This is a genomic window from Clostridium sulfidigenes (assembly GCF_052067195.1).
Lineage (GTDB): Bacteria > Bacillota > Clostridia > Clostridiales > Clostridiaceae > Clostridium_J > Clostridium_J sulfidigenes.
Genome location: NZ_JBQHQR010000003.1, coordinates 20,120 through 36,403 on the forward strand (window position 1 = coordinate 20,120; position 16,284 = coordinate 36,403).

At 34.0% G+C, this 16,284-nt stretch carries 16 protein-coding genes, 1 tRNA gene and 1 other annotated feature; all 17 genes read left to right on the forward strand.

Going from position 1 to position 16,284, the window contains the following annotated elements:
- Positions 1–180: 180 nt before the first annotated feature.
- A complete protein-coding gene (gene rlmB / locus ACTNBA_RS03920; RefSeq protein WP_441072954.1) occupies positions 181–906 on the forward strand; it encodes a 23S rRNA (guanosine(2251)-2'-O)-methyltransferase RlmB in 726 nt (241 codons plus the stop codon).
- A gap of 19 nt (positions 907–925) precedes the next feature.
- Entirely contained in the window at positions 926–1,435 is a 510-nt protein-coding gene (locus tag ACTNBA_RS03925; protein WP_346847805.1) for an NYN domain-containing protein, read from the forward strand.
- 109 nt (positions 1,436–1,544) lie between these two features.
- Positions 1,545–2,150: an RNA polymerase sporulation sigma factor SigH gene (gene sigH / locus ACTNBA_RS03930; RefSeq protein WP_150843595.1), complete on the forward strand. Its 606-nt coding sequence runs from the start codon at positions 1,545–1,547 to the stop codon at positions 2,148–2,150.
- 83 nt (positions 2,151–2,233) lie between these two features.
- Positions 2,234–2,309 (forward strand) — tRNA-Thr (locus ACTNBA_RS03935).
- Positions 2,310–2,389: 80 nt separating this feature from the next.
- Positions 2,390–3,583 carry an elongation factor Tu gene (tuf, locus tag ACTNBA_RS03940; RefSeq protein WP_346847802.1) on the forward strand — a complete coding sequence of 398 codons (1,194 nt, stop codon included), beginning with the start codon at positions 2,390–2,392 and terminating at the stop codon, positions 3,581–3,583.
- 234 nt (positions 3,584–3,817) lie between these two features.
- Positions 3,818–3,967 (forward strand): 50S ribosomal protein L33, encoded by a 150-nt coding sequence (rpmG, locus tag ACTNBA_RS03945; protein ID WP_035135045.1) that lies wholly within the window; start codon positions 3,818–3,820, stop codon positions 3,965–3,967.
- A gap of 39 nt (positions 3,968–4,006) precedes the next feature.
- A complete protein-coding gene (gene secE, locus ACTNBA_RS03950; protein ID WP_035135043.1) occupies positions 4,007–4,231 on the forward strand; it encodes a preprotein translocase subunit SecE in 225 nt (74 codons plus the stop codon).
- Between the two features lie 45 nt (positions 4,232–4,276).
- On the forward strand, positions 4,277–4,798 hold the full coding sequence (gene nusG, locus ACTNBA_RS03955) for a transcription termination/antitermination protein NusG (protein WP_035135041.1): 522 nt from the start codon (positions 4,277–4,279) through the stop codon (positions 4,796–4,798).
- Between the two features lie 92 nt (positions 4,799–4,890).
- Positions 4,891–5,316 carry a 50S ribosomal protein L11 gene (gene rplK / locus ACTNBA_RS03960; RefSeq protein WP_035135039.1) on the forward strand — a complete coding sequence of 142 codons (426 nt, stop codon included), beginning with the start codon at positions 4,891–4,893 and terminating at the stop codon, positions 5,314–5,316.
- Between the two features lie 65 nt (positions 5,317–5,381).
- Entirely contained in the window at positions 5,382–6,071 is a 690-nt protein-coding gene (gene rplA / locus ACTNBA_RS03965) for a 50S ribosomal protein L1 (RefSeq protein ID WP_035135051.1), read from the forward strand.
- Between the two features lie 31 nt (positions 6,072–6,102).
- Positions 6,103–6,228 (forward strand) — a sequence feature (ribosomal protein L10 leader region).
- 31 nt (positions 6,229–6,259) lie between these two features.
- Entirely contained in the window at positions 6,260–6,766 is a 507-nt protein-coding gene (gene rplJ, locus ACTNBA_RS03970; RefSeq protein ID WP_035135037.1) for a 50S ribosomal protein L10, read from the forward strand.
- A 75-nt stretch (positions 6,767–6,841) separates the two neighbouring features.
- The gene (rplL, locus tag ACTNBA_RS03975; protein ID WP_035135036.1) at positions 6,842–7,207 is read left to right on the forward strand and encodes a 50S ribosomal protein L7/L12; all 366 of its coding nucleotides are present in this window, start codon (positions 6,842–6,844) and stop codon (positions 7,205–7,207) included.
- Positions 7,208–7,542: 335 nt separating this feature from the next.
- Positions 7,543–11,313 carry a DNA-directed RNA polymerase subunit beta gene (rpoB, locus tag ACTNBA_RS03980; RefSeq protein ID WP_441072955.1) on the forward strand — a complete coding sequence of 1,257 codons (3,771 nt, stop codon included), beginning with the start codon at positions 7,543–7,545 and terminating at the stop codon, positions 11,311–11,313.
- Positions 11,314–11,333: 20 nt separating this feature from the next.
- Positions 11,334–14,858: a DNA-directed RNA polymerase subunit beta' gene (gene rpoC / locus ACTNBA_RS03985; RefSeq protein ID WP_441072735.1), complete on the forward strand. Its 3,525-nt coding sequence runs from the start codon at positions 11,334–11,336 to the stop codon at positions 14,856–14,858.
- Positions 14,859–14,973: 115 nt separating this feature from the next.
- Positions 14,974–15,210 carry a ribosomal L7Ae/L30e/S12e/Gadd45 family protein gene (locus tag ACTNBA_RS03990; protein WP_346847803.1) on the forward strand — a complete coding sequence of 79 codons (237 nt, stop codon included), beginning with the start codon at positions 14,974–14,976 and terminating at the stop codon, positions 15,208–15,210.
- Positions 15,211–15,303: 93 nt separating this feature from the next.
- The gene (gene rpsL / locus ACTNBA_RS03995) at positions 15,304–15,681 is read left to right on the forward strand and encodes a 30S ribosomal protein S12 (protein WP_035135030.1); all 378 of its coding nucleotides are present in this window, start codon (positions 15,304–15,306) and stop codon (positions 15,679–15,681) included.
- Between the two features lie 128 nt (positions 15,682–15,809).
- On the forward strand, positions 15,810–16,280 hold the full coding sequence (gene rpsG, locus ACTNBA_RS04000; RefSeq protein WP_035135028.1) for a 30S ribosomal protein S7: 471 nt from the start codon (positions 15,810–15,812) through the stop codon (positions 16,278–16,280).
- Positions 16,281–16,284: the final 4 nt, after the last annotated feature.

Genomic DNA, 16,284 nt, shown 5'->3' on the forward strand with positions numbered 1-16,284 from the left:
GAAGATAAAAGACAAGGTAGTAAAAATGCTAGACCTAAACGTATAGGGAAAAATAGAAGAGATAATAATAGATTTGTAGGTGATGTAAATAGTGAAAGAAGAAATAATCAATCCTACAGAAATGAAAATATTCATAGCAATATAAAAGTTGAAAATTTCAATACAACCTCAAGAGAAGATATGATTGAAGGTAGAAATGCGGTTATTGAAGCTCTAAAATCTGATAGAACAATAGAATATATAATGATAGCACAAGGAGATACTAAAGGATCCATAAGTGTAATTACAGCATTAGCTAAAGAAAAATCTGTAGTAGTTAAATATGTGGATAGAGCAAAACTAGATGGTATAAGTGAAACGGCTGCACATCAAGGGGTAATTGCAATAGTAACTCCATACAATTATTGTGGTATAGTAGATATAATTAATAACGCTAAGGAAAAAGGAGAAGATCCCTTTATATTAGTATTAGATGAAATTGAAGATCCTCATAATTTTGGGTCCATAATAAGAATAGCAGAAGTTTGTGGAGTACATGGGATAATAATTCCAAAAAGAAAAAATGTAGGAGTTACACCTACTGTTTATAAAACTTCAGCTGGGGCTACAGAATACATAAAAATTGCTAAAGTTACAAATATAAATGTAGCTATAGATGAACTAAAGGAATCTGGGATATGGGTATATGGAGCAGATATGCATGGGGCCCAATACTGCTATGATTCGGATTTAAAAGGACCTATAGCTTTAGTTATAGGAAGTGAAGGAAAAGGTATTTCAAAGCTAACTAAATCAAAGTGCGATGTGTTGGTTAAAATACCTATGGTAGGAAAGGTTAATTCATTAAATGCATCAGTAGCATGTGGAATGATAGCATATGAAATATTAAAACAAAGATTGAAGTAGAAGTAAATGGGGTATAGAGTTGAAGCAAATTTTTGTGGATGGGTATAATGTAATTAATAGCTGGCCAGAATTAAATACTATAAAGGACTATAGTTACGAAGCTGCAAGAAATAAGCTTATTGACTTACTTCTTAACTATGCAGCCTTTAAAGGGTGCAGAATAACACTGGTATTTGATGCACATATGGTAAAGGGAAGTATAGAAAAAAAGGATAGAAAAGGAAATTTGACTATAGTTTTTACAAAGCATGATGAAACTGCGGATAGTTATATAGAGAGGACTGTAAATCATATAGGGAGAAAATCAGAGGTCTATGTTGTAACATCTGATTCTCTAGAGCAACAGTTAATATTTCAAAGAGGTGCTAATAGAGTATCGTCTATAGAGTTTTACAGTTGGATTGAGGAAGCAAACAGAAAGATATCTAGGCAGTGTGAGAACAAAAGTTTTCACAATAGAAATCTTTTTGAGGAGGCCATAGATAAAGAAGTGGCAGAAAAGCTAGAAAAGATAAGGAGAAGTAGATAATATATCTTGACTATCTAAATTTTGTTAATGTATAATTCTAATTAGGGTCATTTATGCTTTGGAGGGGATATTGTTGGGAAATACAAGTGGCAATGATGAGTTAAACTCCATGTTTACGGGTAAAAAAGATGAAGATATAGTAGCTATGGCTAAGACGGGGAATAATAGAGCCTTAGAATATCTTCTTTGTAAATATCAGAACTTTGTGAAAGCTAAAGCAAAATCATATTTTTTGATTGGTGCTGATAAAGAAGATATATATCAAGAAGGTATGATTGGTTTATTTAAAGCTATAAGAGATTTTAAGGATGATAAGTTAGCATCTTTTAAGGTTTTTGCAGAATTGTGCATAACAAGACAGATAATCACTGCTGTAAAAACTGCTACAAGACAAAAACATATTCCGCTGAACACTTATATATCACTGAATAAGCCTATATATGACGAAGAATCAGATAGAACTCTATTAGATATATTATCAGGTATAAGGGTATCTGATCCCGAAGAATTGATAATAGATAGAGAAGAGATGGAGAACATAGAAAGTAAGATACAAGAAGTATTGTCAGGCTTAGAAATGGAAGTTTTGAATTCTTATCTTGATGGTAAATCTTATCAAGAAATTGCCAGTGATTTAGATAGGCAAGCAAAATCTATTGATAATGCACTTCAGAGAGTAAAACGTAAACTTGAAAAGTGTTTAGAACAAAGATGAAATCGTATTGACAAACAAAAAAAAATCATTTATAATAAGGAACTGACAAAAATATTTTAAAATAAATACATTATGTATTGAATGCTCATATAGCTCAGTAGGTAGAGCGTCACCTTGGTAAGGTGGAGGTCACCGGTTCAATCCCGGTTATGAGCTCCAGTTATTTTGCAACACACGTGGATAAGTTTACATTAAAAAAGTGAAAATAAAAATGTTTTCTAATTAAGGAGGAATAAGAAATGGCAAAGGAAAAATTTGAAAGAAGCAAACCGCACGTTAATATTGGAACAATAGGACACGTAGACCACGGTAAGACAACATTAACAGCAGCAATAACAACAGTATTAGCAAGTAGAGGATATGCAGAAGCATTCAACTATGCTGATATAGATAAAGCACCAGAAGAGAAGGAAAGAGGAATCACAATCAATACATCACACGTAGAGTATCAAACAGAAACAAGACACTATGCTCACGTTGACTGTCCAGGACACGCAGACTATGTTAAGAACATGATTACAGGAGCAGCACAAATGGATGGAGCAATCCTAGTAGTAAGTGCAGCAGACGGTCCAATGCCTCAAACAAGAGAGCACATACTTCTAGCATCAAGAGTAGGAGTACAATACATAGTTGTATTCTTAAATAAAGCAGATATGGTAGATGATCCAGAATTATTAGAATTAGTAGAAATGGAAATCAGAGAATTATTATCTGAGTATGACTTCCCAGGAGACGATATTCCAATAGTAACAGGATCAGCATTAAAAGCATTAGAAAGCCCAACAGATGAAGCAGCAACACAATGCATCATGGACTTAATGGCAGCAGTAGATAGCTATATCCCAACTCCAGAAAGAGCAACAGATAAAGCATTCTTAATGCCAGTAGAGGACGTATTCACAATAACAGGAAGAGGAACAGTAGCAACAGGAAGAGTTGAGACTGGAATACTAAAAGTTGGAGACGAAATCGAAATCGTAGGATTAACAGAAGAGAAGAGAAAAGTAGTATGTACAGGAGTAGAGATGTTCAGAAAACTTCTAGATGAAGCACAAGCAGGAGATAACATCGGAGCTCTATTAAGAGGAGTACAAAGAGCAGATATACAAAGAGGTCAAGTATTAGCAAAAAGTGGATCAGTACATCCACATATGAAGTTCGTAGGTCAAGTATACGTACTTAAAAAAGAAGAAGGTGGAAGACATACACCATTCTTTGATGGATACAGACCACAGTTCTACTTCAGAACAACAGACGTAACAGGATCAATCAAATTACCAGATGGAATGGAAATGGTAATGCCAGGAGACCACATAGATATGAACGTAGAATTAATCACTCCAATCGCAATGGATGAAGGATTAAGATTCGCAATCAGAGAAGGTGGAAGAACAGTAGGATCAGGAGTTGTAACTTCTATAATCGAATAATTAAGATTTAAAATAGGACTGGGTTCTAAACCTAGTCCTTTTAAAAGAAAAATCAATAAGGTATCTTTAATAATTTTATAGTATAATGATTGCAAGGAATTATTTACAATTGACATAAGTGGTAACTTGTGATAAGTTGTTTAAGTAGCAATTGCAGTTAACGATATATTATCAAGAAAAAATTATTGGTTTTATAAATAAAATTAAATACGCATAAACTAGGAGGTGTAGATTGTGAGAGTTAAAATAACTTTAGCATGTACTGAATGTAAACAAAGAAACTACAACACAATGAAAAATAAAAAGAATAATCCAGACAGGATCGAAATGCAAAAATACTGCAGATTCTGCCACAAACATACACTTCATAAAGAAACAAAATAGTTCTTTAAGAACTTCAAATATTTTGGGGATGTGAAAATTATGGCTGAAAAAGTTGAGGGTAAAGTAATTAACCCTAAAAAACGAATGAAGATAGTACAGTTTTTTATCGACTTAAAAGCGGAATTTAAAAGAGTAACATGGCCTACAAAAGATGAGCTTAAGAAAGCTCTTATGGCGGTAATATGCTTTTGTCTTCTTTATGCAATAACTGTAGGTTTGTTAGATGCTGGTTTTAAAAACCTTTTTAATTTGATTTTTAAATAATTTAAAAGGGAGGTAAGGGGACGGTATAATTACGCCCCTGTAGCTATGACAGGAGAAAAAGCAAGATGGTATGTAGTTCATACATATTCTGGATATGAGAATAAAGTTAAGGCTAATCTTGAAAAAGCTATTGAAAATAGAAATCTTGAAGAGTTCGTTCATGACATTCAAGTTCCTATGGAAGAGCAAGTAGAAATCAAGGATGGCAAAGAAAAAGTTACATTAAGAAAAGTATTTCCAGGATATGTGATGGTTAAGATGGTTATGACTGATGATTCTTGGTATATTGTTAGAAATACTAGAGGGGTTACTGGATTTGTAGGTCCTGGATCAAAACCGGTGCCTTTAACAGAAGATGAAATTCACAATATGGGAATAGTTGAAAAACAAGTTACTGTAGATGTTGAAGTTGGAGAACAAGTGAAGGTTGTATCAGGACCATTTGAAGACTTCATTGTTGCAATTACTGAAATATCTATAGAAAAACATAAAATTAAAGGATTAGTTAACATGTTTGGCAGAGAAACCTCTGTTGAACTTGATTTTAATCAAATACAAAAACTTTAAGACTTAGTAGAATGATGTCTAAAAGACTAAATTCTATTTAAGTGGGAGGACTTATAAAAGTCCGATTACCACAATATAGGAGGTGTAAACTCATGGCTAAGAAAATAACAGGAATGATAAAACTTCAACTTCCTGCAGGAAAGGCAACACCAGCACCACCAGTAGGACCTGCACTTGGTCAACACGGTGTAAATATTATGGGATTCTGTAAGGAGTTCAACGCAAAAACTGCAGATCAACCAGGTATGATAATACCAGTTGTAATTACAGTTTACCAAGACAGATCATTTAGTTTTATACTAAAAACTCCACCAGCAGCAGTATTATTAAAAAAAGCAGCTGGAATAGAGAGTGGATCAGGCGTTCCAAACAGAACTAAGGTTGCAACAGTTTCAGCAGCTAAAGTTAAAGAAATAGCTGAATTAAAGATGCCAGACTTAAATGCTGCATCATTAGAGGCTGCTATGAGCATGATAGCTGGAACAGCTAGAAGCATGGGAATAGTAATCGAAGAGTAATTTCAATTAATTCGGTGGGAGGCAAAAACCGTTAATACCACAAAGGAGGATGCAAAATGGCTAAAATGGGAAAGAATTACATAGAAAGCGCTAAGTTGATAGACAAGAATGCTCTATACACACCAGCAGAATCTATGGAACTTACAATAAAGACATCAAAAGCTAAATTCGATGAAACAATAGAAGTTCACGTAAGACTTGGTGTTGACCCAAGACATGCAGATCAACAAGTAAGAGGAGCAGTAGTACTTCCTCATGGAACAGGTAAAACTGTTAGAGTATTAGTTTTCGCTAAAGGAGATAAAGCAAAAGAAGCAGAAGCTGCTGGAGCTGATTTCGTTGGAGCAGAAGAACTAGTAGATAAAATCCAAAAAGAGAACTGGTTTGAGTTTGACGTAGTTGTAGCTACTCCAGATATGATGGGTGTAGTTGGAAGACTAGGTAGAGTATTAGGACCTAAAGGTTTAATGCCAAACCCTAAATCAGGTACTGTTACATTTGATGTAGCAAAAGCTCTAAATGATATTAAAGCTGGTAAAGTTGAATACAGAGTAGATAAAACAGCTATAGTTCACGTAGGAATTGGTAAGAAGTCTTTCGGATCTGAAAAGTTAATGGATAACTTCCATACTTTAATGGATGCTATTGTTAAGGCTAAACCAGCTGCTGCAAAAGGACAATATATTAAATCTGTTACTGTAGCATCAACTATGGGACCAGGAGTAAAAATTAATCCAACAAAAGTGTTAGATTAATATTGCATTAAAATTTTTAATGTGCTATAATACAAAAGTTGAATATATTCCGTAGACAGTAGGTGCTGAAAAGCGTAACTAAATACCTACCGAGGATGCTAATAAATGATTTTATTGGTCTCTTCGTGTCTACGGAGAGACCTTATTTTTTTAATATACAGTGAAAGCTGTAAGGAGGTGGATACACAGTGCAAAGTAAAAATAGATCTTTAAAAGAAGCAAAAGTTGCTGAAATAAAGGAAAAGTTAGAAAAAGCTCAAGGAGTTGTTCTTAGTGAGTATCAAGGACTAAATGTTGAAGAAGATACACAATTAAGAAAAGCACTAAGAGAAGCAGGTGTTGAATATAGAGTATATAAAAATACACTAGTTACATTAGCTGCAAAGGAATTAGGAATTGAAGGATTAGATCAATATCTTCAAGGACCAGTTTCAATAGCTTTAGGATATGATGATCCAACATCACCAGCTAGAGTTTTAAATGACTTTGCAAAAACTCATAAAAAACTTCAATTAAAAGCAGGAGTAGTCCAAGGTGAGTTATTTGGTGAAGCTCAAATTAAAGAGATCGCATCAATTCCATCAAGAGATGTACTTATTGCAAAACTACTTGGAAGCTTCAAAGCTCCACTTTCAAACTTAGCATATTTATTAAATGCTATAGCTGAGAAAAAAGGTGAAGAAGCAGCAGAGTAATTAGTCTAAGTAAGAATTTAGAAAACGTAGAGAAAATAAAAATATAATTTAAAAATTTCGGAGGTGCATTTTAAAATGACAAGAGAAGATATGATTCAAGCTATAAAAGATATGAGTGTTTTAGAATTAAACGAGTTAGTTAAGGCTTGTGAAGAAGAATTTGGAGTAAGTGCAGCAGCACCAGTAGCAGTTGCAGGTGGAGCAGTTGCTGGAGCAGCAGCTGAAGAAAAAACTGAGTTCGACGTAGTATTAACTAATGCTGGAGCTGGAAAAATAAAAGTTATAAAAGTTGTTAGAGAATTAACTGGATTAGGATTAAAAGAAGCTAAAGATATAGTTGATGGAGCTCCTAAAACAATTAAAGAAGCTGTAAGCAAAGATGATGCTGAAAGCATGAAAGCTAAACTTGAAGAAGTTGGAGCTACTGTAGAAGTAAAATAGTAAGTCAATGGATTTACGTTGTGGAGTACTTAAATTAAGTACTCCATTTTTGTAACAAAAGAAATAAAGATAACTTAATAAATAAGTTTATTATATATTGACATTAAATAAAAATAATGATAATATAATTCAATGCGAATAAGTAAATCAAGTTATGTATACGTCCATATTTATGGAAAAAGTTCTTCGTATATTTATATAGAATTATAATTATGTGAATATTTTTCTACAAATTGGATAGAATTGCATGATGAATAAGTGTAAGTCCGAAACACAAAGTCCTAGGGGAAAGTGTGTCTTGGGTTATTTTAGTTTATACAAGGGGTGAAAATTATATGGTACATCCTGTAAAAGTTGGTAAAAGGGAAAGAATGAGCTTTTCCAAAGTAAAAGATACAGCTGAAATGCCAAACTTAATCGAAGTTCAAATTGATTCATACGATTGGTTTTTAGCTGAAGGATTGCACGAGGTATTTGATGATATTAATCCTATACAAGATTATACTGGCAACTTATCTTTAGAATTTGTCAACTATAAATTGGATATGGAGAACATTAAGTATTCTGTTGAGCAGTGCAAAGAAAGAGATACTACTTATGCAGCACCATTAAAGGTGAAAGTTAGGTTACAAAATAATGAAACAGGAGAAATAAAGGAACAAGAAGTCTTTATGGGTGATTTCCCAATAATGACTGATCAAGGAACCTTTGTTATTAACGGAGCTGAAAGAGTTATAGTAAGTCAGTTAGTTAGATCTCCAGGAGTATATTATAATTATACTGTTGATAAAACTGGTAAAAAGTTATTTTCTTCAACAGTTATACCAAATAGAGGAGCTTGGTTAGAATACGAGACTGACTCTAATGATGTAATTTATGTGAGAATAGACAAGACAAGGAAGTTACCTATCACAGTACTTATGAGGGTAATGCTAAACTATGGAAGTGATGCTGAGATTCTTGAGGTTTTTGGAGAAGAAGAGAGACTTAAAGCATCCTTAGAAAAAGATAATACAAAAGAAAAGAATGATGCATTACTAGAGATTTATAAGAGACTAAGACCTGGTGAGCCACCAACTGTGGATAGTGCCATTTCATTGATAGAGTCTTTATTCTTTGATGCAAAAAGATATGATTTATCAAAAGTAGGTAGATACAAATTTAACAAGAAGTTAGCTGTTAAATGGAGAATTACTAATCAAATAGCTGCTGAAAACATAATTAATCCTTCTACAGGTGAGATTATAGTTGAAAAGGGAAATAAAATAAGTAGGGAATTAGCTGCAGAAATACAAAACTTAGGTATAAATTCTGTAGACATTCAGGTTGATGATAGAGTTATAAGAGTTATAGGAAATAACTTTGTTGATTTATCTAAACATGTAAGCTTTGATATTTCTGAGCTAAACATTAAAGAATATGTTCACTATCCTACATTAAAAGCGATATTAGAAACGTATCATAATGAAGATGAAATTAAAGAACAAATAAAGGCTAGCGCAAACAAGTTGGTTCCAAAACATATAATTAGAGACGATATATATGCTACATTAAGCTATGAGTTGGGATTGGCGTATGGAATAGGATATGTAGATGACATAGACCATTTAGGAAATAGAAGATTAAGATCTGTAGGTGAATTATTACAAAACCAATTTAGAATTGGTTTATCAAGAATGGAAAGAGTAGTCAAAGAAAGAATGACTGTTCAAGATCAAGAAATAATTACTCCACAGGCTTTAATAAATATAAGACCTGTTGTGGCAGCTATAAAGGAGTTCTTTGGAAGTTCACAGCTATCACAATTCATGGATCAAACAAATCCATTATCTGAGTTAACACACAAAAGAAGATTATCTGCATTAGGACCAGGAGGACTATCAAGAGAAAGAGCAGGATTTGAAGTAAGAGACGTTCACTATTCTCATTATGGTAGAATGTGTCCTATAGAGACACCAGAAGGACCTAACATAGGGTTAATTAACTCATTAGCTACATATGCTAAGGTTAATGAATATGGATTTATGCAGACTCCATATAGAGTTGTTGACAAGGAAACAGGTAAAGCTACAGATAAGATTATATATATAACTGCTGATGAAGAAGATAATTATCTTGTAGCACAAGCTAGTGAGCCGTTAGCTGAAGATGGAAGCTTCATAGATAAAAAGGTTACTGTTAGAGAAAAATCAGAAGTTATAATAGTACCAAGAGAGCAAGTAGATCTAATTGATATTTCTCCAAGACAAATTGTATCAGTTGCTACAGCAATGATACCTTTCTTAGAGAATGACGATGCTACTCGTGCACTGATGGGATCAAACATGCAAAGGCAAGCAGTTCCACTTCTAAAAACACAAGCACCAGTAGTTGGTACTGGTATAGAATATAAAGCTGCAGTAGACTCAGGAGTATTACCTAAGGCTAAGAATGCAGGAGTTGTATCTTATGTTAGTGGAAATGAAATAAGAATAAAAAGAGATATAGATGGTGGTACAGATGTATATAACCTATTAAAATTCAAGAGATCTAACTCTGGTACTTGTATAAATCAACGTCCTATAGTTGATAAAGGAGAAAAAGTTGATATAAATACGGTTTTAGCTGATGGTCCTTCTACAGATTTAGGAGAAATTGCATTAGGTAAAAATATTAGAATTGGATTTATAACTTGGGAAGGTTATAACTACGAGGATGCTATGCTTATATCTGAGGAACTAGTAAGAGATGATATCTTTACTTCAGTTCACATTGAAGAATATGAGTCAGAAGCTAGAGATACTAAACTAGGACCAGAAGAGATTACAAGAGACATACCAAACGTAGGTGAGGATGCTCTAAAAGATATAGATGAGCGTGGAATAATAAGAATAGGTGCAGAAGTAAGATCAGGAGATATTTTAGTAGGTAAAGTTACTCCTAAGGGAGAGACTGAACTAACAGCAGAGGAAAGATTATTAAGAGCTATATTCGGAGAGAAGGCAAGGGAAGTAAGAGATACTTCACTAAGAGTTCCTCATGGAGAAGCTGGTATAATTGTAGATGTAAAAGTATTTACAAAAGACAATGCTGATGAACTTCCACCGGGTGTAAATCAATTAGTAAGATGTTATATAGCTCAAAAGAGAAAAATATCTGTTGGAGATAAAATGGCGGGAAGACACGGTAATAAAGGTGTTATATCCAGAGTATTGCCATTAGAAGATATGCCATTCTTACCTGATGGAAGACCACTTCAAATATGTTTAAATCCTCTAGGAGTTCCATCACGTATGAATATAGGTCAGGTACTTGAAGTTCATTTAGGATGGGCTGCTAGTGAACTTGGATGGCATATAGCTACTCCAGTATTTGATGGTGCTTTAGATACAGAAATTCAAGATTGCTTAGAAAAAGCAGGATATAATAGAGATGGTAAGACTGTACTTTATGACGGAAGAACAGGAGAAGCGTTTGATAATAGGGTTACAGTAGGCTACATGTATATATTAAAGCTGCACCACTTAGTTGATGATAAGATACATGCTAGATCTACAGGTCCATACTCATTAGTTACTCAGCAACCATTGGGTGGTAAAGCTCAATTTGGAGGACAAAGATTTGGTGAGATGGAAGTTTGGGCCCTTGAAGCTTATGGATCAGCTCATACACTTCAGGAAATTCTAACAGTTAAGTCAGATGATGTTGTAGGTAGAGTTAAAACTTATGAGGCTATTGTAAAAGGAGAAAATATACCTGAGCCAGGAGTTCCAGAATCATTTAAGGTACTTATTAAAGAACTTCAAGCATTGTGCTTAGATATTAAACTTTTAGATGAGAATCATGAGGAAATTAAACTTAAAGAATCTGTTGATGACGAAGTTGAAGATTTAGAGGTAAACATAGAAGGTAAAGAGGATTCCTTTACTAAAGAACCTGTAAAAGAATATATTGAGCCAATAGATACTGATTCATCAGAAGTAGAAGAGGATTCAGATTTTGAAGACATAAAATTAGATGATTTCGATGATGAATTAGAGCCAAATCTAGATTCAGGTTTAGATATTGATTTAGAATCTGACCTAGACAGTGATTTAGTTTTAGATGATTTTAATGATGAACATTAAATTGAAGGGAGGATGTACCCTTGTTTGAATTAAATAATTTTGATGCAATACAAATAGGGTTAGCTTCACCAGAACAGATCAGAGAGTGGTCTAGAGGGGAAGTAAAAAAACCTGAAACAATCAACTATAGAACATTAAAACCGGAAAGAGATGGTCTGTTCTGCGAGAGAATATTTGGACCAATGAAAGACTGGGAATGTCATTGCGGTAAATACAAAAGAGTTAGATACAAAGGTATAGTGTGTGACAGATGTGGAGTTGAAGTTACAAAATCTAAAGTAAGGCGTGAAAGAATGGGGCATATAGAACTAGCTGCCCCTGTATCTCACATTTGGTATTTTAAAGGAATTCCATCTCGTATGGGATTAATCCTTGATATGTCACCACGTTCTTTAGAGAAAGTACTTTATTTTGCTGCTTATGTAGTGTTAGATCCAAAGGATACACCACTTGATAAGAAGCAAATATTAACAGAAAAAGACTATAGAGAAGCTGTAGATAAATATGGCTATGATGGTTTTGTAGCAGGAATGGGTGCAGAATCTGTAAAAGTCTTATTGCAAGATATAGATTTAGATAAGCTTTCTGCAGAACTTAAAGAAGATTTTAAAACAAGTACAGGACAAAAGAAAATAAGAACTATTAGAAGACTTGATGTTGTAGAATCATTTAGAAAATCAACTAATAAACCAGAGTGGATGATTATAGATGTAATACCTGTTATACCGCCAGATTTAAGACCAATGGTACAATTAGATGGTGGAAGATTTGCTACATCTGACCTAAATGATTTATACAGAAGAGTAATAAATAGAAATAATAGACTTAAAAAATTACTAGATTTACAAGCACCTGATATTATCGTTAGAAATGAGAAAAGAATGCTTCAAGAAGCAGTAGACTCACTAATTGATAATGGAAGAAGAGGTAGACCGGTAACAGGTCCAGGAAATAGACCATTAAAATCTCTATCAGATATGCTTAAAGGAAAGCAAGGAAGATTTAGACAAAACTTGCTTGGTAAGCGTGTTGACTACTCTGGACGTTCAGTTATCGTTGTTGGACCTGAACTTAAGATGTATCAATGTGGACTTCCAAAAGAAATGGCATTAGAATTATTTAAGCCGTTTGTTATGAAAAAATTAACTGAAAGTGGAGTTGCACACAACATTAAGAGTGCAAAGAGAATGGTTGAAAGAGTTCAGCCTCAAGTATGGGATGTCCTTGAAGAGGTAATTCAAGATCATCCAGTATTACTTAACCGTGCTCCAACACTTCATAGATTAGGAATTCAAGCCTTCCAACCAATACTTGTAGAAGGAAGAGCTATAAAACTACATCCGCTTGTATGTACAGCATATAATGCTGACTTTGATGGAGACCAAATGGCGGTACACGTCCCTCTATCAGTTGAAGCACAAGCAGAAGCAAGATTTTTAATGCTTGCAGCGCACAATATTATGAAAGCTTCAGATGGTAAACCGGTTTGTGTACCTACTCAAGATATGGTTCTTGGCTCTTATTACTTAACATTAGATAAAGAAGGCGCTAAGGGTGAAGGAAGAATGTTCTCATCACCAGAAGAAGTGATGATGGCATATGAAGTTAAGGATGTAGATATACATGCAGCTATTAAAGTTAAAGTATCTAAAATTATTAATGGAGAAAAACGTTATGGAATTATAGATACTACATTAGGAAAGCTTATATTTAATGAATCAATACCTCAAAATCTAGGTTTTGTTGATAGAACTCTACCTGAAAATGAATTCAAATTAGAGATAGATTTCTTAGTCAGCAAGAAAAACTTGGGAAATATAATAGATAAATGTTATACATTATATGGTCCTTCTGAAACATCTAAGATGCTTGATAATATAAAAGCAAAAGGATATCATTTCTCTACTATCGGAGCTGTAACAGTAGCTGTTTCTGACATGGAAGTTCCAGAAATTAAGAAAGAATTACTTGCAGAGGCTGATAATACTATTGAAAAGATAGAAAAGATGTATAGAAGAGGATTCATATCTGAAGATGAGAGATATGAAAAAGTTATAGACAAGTGGACAAAAACAACTGAGGAAGTAGCTGACGCTCTTATGGATAGCTTAGATAAGTTTAATCCGATAAATATGATGGCTGACTCAGGAGCCAGAGGATCTAAGAGCCAAATTAAACAATTAGCAGGTATGAGAGGACTTATGGCTAGTCCATCAGGTAAAATCATTGAGCTTCCAATCAGAGCTTCATTTAGAGAAGGACTTGAAGTATTAGAGTATTTCATATCTACTCACGGAGCTAGAAAAGGAAATGCTGATACTGCCCTTAAAACTGCGGACTCTGGATACTTAACAAGAAGACTTGTTGATGTTAGTCAAGATGTTATAGTAAGACAAGAGGATTGTGGAACTAAAGAAGGTTATGAAGTTAGTGAAATTAAAGAAGGAAATGAAGTAATTGAACCACTAAGTGAAAGACTTTCTGGAAGATATAGTGCTCAAGATATAGTTCATCCAGAAACAGGAGAAGTTCTAGTTAAATGTGATGAGTATATGAATGCTGCTATGGCAGAAAAAGTTGAGAAAGCCGGCGTTAAGAAAGTTAAAATAAGATCTGTATTTACTTGTAACGCTAAAATAGGGGTATGTGCTAAATGTTATGGTATGAACATGGCAACAGCTCAAAAAATCGACATAGGTGAGGCTGTTGGTATTATAGCAGCTCAATCTATAGGAGAACCAGGAACTCAGCTTACAATGAGAACATTCCATACAGGTGGAGTTGTTGGAGCAGATATTACTCAGGGTCTTCCAAGGGTTGAAGAATTATTTGAAGCCAGAAAACCAAAGGGGCTTGCAATAGTAAGTGACTGTGCAGGTACAGTAAGAATGGAAGAAACTAAGAAAAAGCGAACTGTTATAGTGACAAGTAACTCCGGTGAAGAGTTTACTTATGAAATACCATTTGGTTCAAGAATTAAAGTAATCAATGGAGATATAATAGACGCTGGAGATGAAATCACTGAAGGATCAGTAAATCCACATGACATAATAAGAATTAAAGGTGTTAAGGGTGTTAAAAACTATCTTTTATCTGAGGTTCAAAAAGTTTATAGATTACAAGGTGTTGATATAAACGATAAGCATCTTGAAGTAGTTATAAGACAAATGACTAGAAAAATAAAGGTAGAAGAATCAGGTGATACTGAGTTACTACCAGGAACAATGATGGATATATTTGATTTTGAAGAAGCAAATGAAAAGGCTTTAGCGCTAGGTGGAAAACCAGCTGAGGGTAAGATTGCACTATTAGGAATAACTAAAGCAGCACTAGCAACTGATTCATTCTTATCAGCAGCGTCATTCCAAGAGACTACAAGAGTTCTTACAGATGCAGCTATCAAAGGAAAGATAGATCCGCTTGTAGGATTAAAGGAAAATGTAATTATAGGTAAGTTAATTCCTGCTGGAACTGGTATGAATAGATACAGGGGAATTGAAATCTGTGAAAATCAGCCAGTTGCAGAGGTAGAAATTAACGCTTAATCTTAGAGTTAGTTCTATTGACATGAATTATATAAAGTGATAAAATACATTTTGTATGTGATTGATAAAATAGTATTTTATCACTTTATGAATTGAAATTATGAGGGGGGTTAGTATGGTGACTAGACTTGTTGGGGAAAAAGTTGTTGGAGTAAAGCAAACAGCTAAAGCCTTAAAGAACAATCTAGGTTGTAAGCTGTATGTTGCAAAAGATGCAGATAGCAAACTACTAGAACCTATACTTAAATTAGCAGTAGACAGATCCCTAGAAATTATAGAAATTGATACTATGAAAGAACTAGGTGTATTATGTGGAATTGATGTTTCAGCTGCAACTGCACTCATAATTTAAGGTTTGCTAATGACTAATTTATTATAGAATATCTATCATAATATTATTGTGTGAATAGATAAGCATTAGTAATTATTTTAAGGAGGTGAAATAATGCCAACTATAAACCAATTAGTAAGAAAAGGTAGAATGACATTAGCTTCAAAATCTACAGCACCAGCATTAAAAGAGTGTCCACAAAAAAGAGGAGTATGTACTGTAGTTAAAACAAGTACTCCTAAGAAGCCGAACTCAGCGTTAAGAAAAGTAGCGAGAGTTAGACTTACAAACGGATACGAAGTAACTGCTTATATTCCAGGTGAAGGACACAACCTACAAGAGCACAGCGTTGTTCTTATAAGAGGAGGAAGAGTAAAAGACCTTCCAGGTTGCAGATACCACATAGTTAGAGGAGCTTTAGACTCTGCTGGAGTAGCAAACAGATTACAATCAAGATCTAAATACGGTGCTAAGAGACCAAAACAAAAATAGGTCTTAGTTAAAGAGTGCTATGCCTTCGAATTTATATAGATTTACATAGATTATAAGAGCAGAGCACTTTGCGGTAGAGATATCGAGTACCTATGAGTTAATTTTACAATGTTAAGGAGGGAAGAAAAGTGCCAAGAAAAGGATTTATTGCAAAAAGAGATGTATTACCAGATCCAATGTACAATTCAAAAGTTGTTACTAAATTAATAAACAGTGTTATGGAAGATGGAAAAAAGGGTGTAGCACAAAAAATATGCTATGATGCTTTCGATATCATTCGTGAGAAAACTGGAAAAGAACCTCTAGAGGTTTTTGAGGCAGCTATGAACAATATAATGCCATTACTTGAGGTTAAAGCTAGAAGAATAGGTGGAGCTACATATCAAGTACCTATCGAGGTTAGACCAGAGAGAAGACAAACATTAGGTATTAGATGGATGTTGCTAGCTTGTGAAAAAAGAGGCGAGAAATATATGAGAGAAAGATTAGCTAATGAGTTAATCGATGCCTCAAACAACACAGGAGCTGCAGTTAAGAAGAGAGAAGATACTCATAAAATGGCTGAAGCAAATAAGGCTTTTGCTCATTACAGATACTAATACA

What these genes read in the sequence shown, in the direction of transcription:
- rlmB (WP_441072954.1), top strand. Translation starts at nt 181, where the DNA reads ATGATTGAAGGTAGAAATGCGGTTATTGAAGCTCTAAAATCTGATAGA.
- sigH (WP_150843595.1), top strand. Translation starts at nt 1,545, where the DNA reads ATGTTTACGGGTAAAAAAGATGAAGATATAGTAGCTATGGCTAAGACG.
- tuf (WP_346847802.1), top strand. Translation starts at nt 2,390, where the DNA reads ATGGCAAAGGAAAAATTTGAAAGAAGCAAACCGCACGTTAATATTGGA.
- secE (WP_035135043.1), top strand. Translation starts at nt 4,007, where the DNA reads ATGGCTGAAAAAGTTGAGGGTAAAGTAATTAACCCTAAAAAACGAATG.
- nusG (WP_035135041.1), top strand. Translation starts at nt 4,277, where the DNA reads ATGACAGGAGAAAAAGCAAGATGGTATGTAGTTCATACATATTCTGGA.
- rplK (WP_035135039.1), top strand. Translation starts at nt 4,891, where the DNA reads ATGGCTAAGAAAATAACAGGAATGATAAAACTTCAACTTCCTGCAGGA.
- rplA (WP_035135051.1), top strand. Translation starts at nt 5,382, where the DNA reads ATGGGAAAGAATTACATAGAAAGCGCTAAGTTGATAGACAAGAATGCT.
- rplL (WP_035135036.1), top strand. Translation starts at nt 6,842, where the DNA reads ATGACAAGAGAAGATATGATTCAAGCTATAAAAGATATGAGTGTTTTA.
- rpoB (WP_441072955.1), top strand. Translation starts at nt 7,543, where the DNA reads ATGGTACATCCTGTAAAAGTTGGTAAAAGGGAAAGAATGAGCTTTTCC.
- ACTNBA_RS03990 (WP_346847803.1), top strand. Translation starts at nt 14,974, where the DNA reads ATGGTGACTAGACTTGTTGGGGAAAAAGTTGTTGGAGTAAAGCAAACA.
- rpsL (WP_035135030.1), top strand. Translation starts at nt 15,304, where the DNA reads ATGCCAACTATAAACCAATTAGTAAGAAAAGGTAGAATGACATTAGCT.